This is a genomic window from Pelorhabdus rhamnosifermentans, assembly GCF_018835585.1.
In the GTDB taxonomy this organism is placed as follows: Bacteria; Bacillota; Negativicutes; order UMGS1260; family UMGS1260; genus Pelorhabdus; species Pelorhabdus rhamnosifermentans.
In genome coordinates this window covers 1-343 of the sequence record NZ_JAHGVE010000114.1, presented here as the reverse complement: position 1 = coordinate 343, position 343 = coordinate 1, and the positions used below count along the sequence as shown (strand labels likewise).

Here is a 343-nt window from a genome sequence, read left to right as displayed (position 1 = left end):
AGCCGTCTTTGCCTGCAAAGATGCCTGCCTGTTCGGTAACGCTATTATAATTGGAATCTGTTTTGCCTTTGCCTAGGAAACCCGTTACCCCGCCTGTGTGACCGCTGCTAATGCCGATTCCGCTGTTTTGATTCTTCGCGTTGTAGTTATCAATATCCTGCAAACTGGTAATATTGAGGTTGCCGCCGATATTGGCTACGACTTTGGTACCATTCACTTGGGAGCCGGTGATACTAGCATCTTTTCCGGATGTCAGCGACACGGTGCGAAACCACTGAAAAAGTCAATATATATCAATAATAATCCAAATATGGTATAATATAGATGGATAATAAATCAAGAA

The 343-nt window shown here is 43.1% G+C and carries 1 protein-coding gene; it reads right to left on the bottom strand.

Features of this window, described 5'->3' with window-relative positions:
- A partial coding sequence (locus Ga0466249_RS26010) for a hemagglutinin repeat-containing protein (protein WP_312889838.1) occupies window positions 1–262 on the bottom strand: 262 nt, incomplete at its 3' end.
- Window positions 263–343 lie beyond the last annotated feature (81 nt).